Annotated in this window: 2 protein-coding genes; one reads left to right on the forward strand and one right to left on the reverse strand. The window is 74.9% G+C overall.

Annotated features, from left to right (window positions below; translation table 11 throughout):
* Nucleotides 1-35 precede the first annotated feature (35 nt).
* Nucleotides 36-653, reverse strand: coding sequence for a transglycosylase family protein (locus tag ACFU6K_RS35865; protein ID WP_380670350.1), 618 nt, complete (start codon nt 651-653; stop codon nt 36-38).
* A 572-nt stretch (nt 654-1225) separates the two neighbouring features.
* Here ACFU6K_RS35865 and ACFU6K_RS35870 point away from each other — a divergent pair.
* Complete coding sequence (locus ACFU6K_RS35870; RefSeq protein WP_380670352.1) at nt 1226-2731, forward strand: purple acid phosphatase family protein; 1506 nt, start codon at nt 1226-1228, stop codon at nt 2729-2731.
* Nucleotides 2732-2776: the final 45 nt, after the last annotated feature.

A 2776-nucleotide genomic window follows, 5' to 3' on the forward strand; every position in this document is an offset into this window, starting at 1 on the left:
CGCCTTGGGCGGGCGCGGGCGGCGGTCGGGACGGCCTAGGAGGGGAGTTCGAGGACCAGCCCGGGATGGATGAGGTCCGGGTCCTCGCCGACCGCGTCGCGGTTGAGCTCGTAGAGCGCCGGCCAGCCGCCGGGGACGCGCAGGGACTCGGCGAGGTCGGCGAGGGTGTCGTTCTCGCGGACCGTCCAGGTGCCGTCCTCGGACTCGACCGGGGCGGCGTGGGTGTGGGTGTGGGCGTGGGCCGGGGGCGGCGGGGCGGCGTCGCGGCCCTGGCCGTGGGTGGCGCGGGCGCCGCACACGGGCCAGGGGGAGAGGCCGCGACGCTCGGCCAGGAGCTGGGCGACGGCGATCTGCTGCTCGCGGGTGGCGAGGTCGGCGCGCGGGGCGTAGCCGAGGCCGCCGTTCTCCCGCCAGGTGGGCTGGTCGAACTGGAGGCCGCCGTAGTAGCCGTTGCCGGTGTTGATGCGCCAGTTTCCGCTGCTCTCGCAGGCCGCCACGCGGTCCCAGTCGTACGAGCCGCCGCCCTCCCTCCCGGGGTCGGACCGGCTGTCGAGGCCTGGTGGCGCGGCGTGGGCCGCCGGGGCGGCGAGGGCCACGCTGAGGGCGCAGAGCGCGGTCGGGACGATGCGGCGCAGACGAACGGTGGGAGGCATGGGCGGCTCTCAGACTCGGGGACAAGACCGGCGCCGTCCACGGGGGCGGCGCACTCCCACCCATGCACGCCGGACGGTGCGTTCCGTGGGCGACACGTCCGACGGGTCACCCGCGCGGCGGCCCGGGACCACCCCGGTGGTCCGCGGCCGACCGGCCGTCACCCTCGTCACCTTGCCGTCTCGTCACTTCGGTGCCTCGTCACCTCGTCGCCGGTGCGTCGACCGCCCGCTTCCGGCGCCGCCCGTCCGATTCCGCCGCCCGTCGCGGCCCCGGCCCGCGCGCCGCCCGGCCGATCCGGGACAAGGTCGTGCACCGAGGGTTCCCGGCCATCCGCCGTTCGGCTGCCGTTCGCCGTCCGCACGGTCGGCCGTGACCCGGCCGTGCGGTGCGGCTGGGAGCCTCCTCGGCGTTTCCCCGAGCCCAGGAGGCGGCAGTGGCGGCACAACCCTCTCGTACGTCCCGCACATCCCGCACATCCCGTACATCCCGAAGGACGGTCCTTCGCACCGGTGCGGCGGCCGGTGCGTTCGCCGCGCTGCCCGCGTCCACCCTGCTGTGGACCCGACCGGCGGTGGCCGGCACGCCCGGCCCGGAGCAGATCCACCTCCAGTGGGGCGACGAGCCCGCCCGCGAGATGACGGTCTCCTGGGCGACGGCGGCCTCCGTGAACCGTCCCCGGGTGCGGATCGGCACCCCGCGCGAGGGCGCAGGCCGGACGGTGCACGCGCGCAGCCGCAGCTACGTGGACGGCCTCAACAAGGTCGAGACCTTCACCCACCACGCCCGCCTGGACGGCCTGCGGCCCGACACCACCTACGTCTACGAGGTGCTGCACGACGGTGCCCAGCCGGTCCGCGGCACCTTCCGCACCGCTCCCGCGCCCGGCCGGGCCGCGTTCCGCTTCACCAGCTTCGGCGACCTCGGCACCGGCGACAACGTGTTCAGCAAGTCCTCCGTCCACGGCGCGGCGGCGGTCCGTCAGGTCGAGGGGTTCGCCCCGCTGTTCCACCTGCTCAACGGCGACCTCGCGTACGCCAACAACAACCCGCAGCGCCAGCCGCAGGCCTGGAACGCGTTCATGAACAACATGGCCGGATCGGCCGCGAGCCGCCCGTGGATGCCCACGCCCGGGAACCACGAGGTCGAGGCCGGCGGCGGGGAGCTCGGCTACGCCTCCTACCTGACCCGCTTCGAGCTGCCGGACAACGGCACCCGCGACCACTGCGGCACCTGGTACGGCTTCCAGATCGGCTCGGTGCTCTTCGTCAGCCTGGACGGCAACGAGATCGCGGTCGAGGACGACGCCAGCATCGATCCCGCCACCGGGCGGTCGATCTACATCAGCGGCTACAGCGAGGGCGCCCAACTGCGCTGGCTGGAGCGGCTGTTGTCGCGGGCGCGGAGTGGAAACTCGGTGGACTGGATCGTGGTCTACCTGCACCAGTTCGCGATGTCCTCCTCCGCGCAGAGCCACGGCGGCGACATGGGCATCCGGGAGAAGCTGCTGCCGCTGCTCGACCGCCACGGCGTCGACCTCGTGCTGGCCGGCCACGACCACGACTACGAACGCACCCACCCGGTGCGCGGCACCGCCCCCGGCGGCCTGCTCACCCCGGCCGTCGCCGACGACGACCTGCGGCAGATCGACACCTCGCAGGGCACCGTCCACCTTATCCTGGGCGGCGGCGGCACCGCCGGGCACGACGACGTCTACCTGCCCGCCGACGCCGACGGCGTCCGCGAGGCCGCCGTCCGCACCCAGCGCCTCACCTACAAGGCCGACCCGGACGCCAAGGAGAAGGCCCACTGGTCCGCCGTCACCGACCCGGACACCCGCTACCCCTACGGCGTCGCGGTCTTCGACGTCGACCCGGGGGTGGTGCCCGGCGGCCGGACCGCCATCACCGTCAGCTACTACCACTCCGTCCCGGCCACCGCCGCCGCTCCGCTCCCGACGCCGGTGCTGTACGACCGCTTCACCCTGTTCCGCGACCGCAGCGACGGCTGGGGCGACGGCTGGGACGACGACGACCAGGGCGAGGACGCCCAGGACCGGTCGGCCGCCGCCCGCCGGTAGCCGCCGCCGGCCGGTACCGCGCCTGTCGCCGAGGGCCCGCCGCGC

Source organism: Kitasatospora sp. NPDC057512, assembly GCF_042802135.1.
Lineage (GTDB): Bacteria > Actinomycetota > Actinomycetes > Streptomycetales > Streptomycetaceae > Kitasatospora.

What these genes read in the sequence shown, in the direction of transcription:
- ACFU6K_RS35865 (WP_380670350.1), bottom strand. Translation starts at nt 653, where the DNA reads ATGCCTCCCACCGTTCGTCTGCGCCGCATCGTCCCGACCGCGCTCTGC.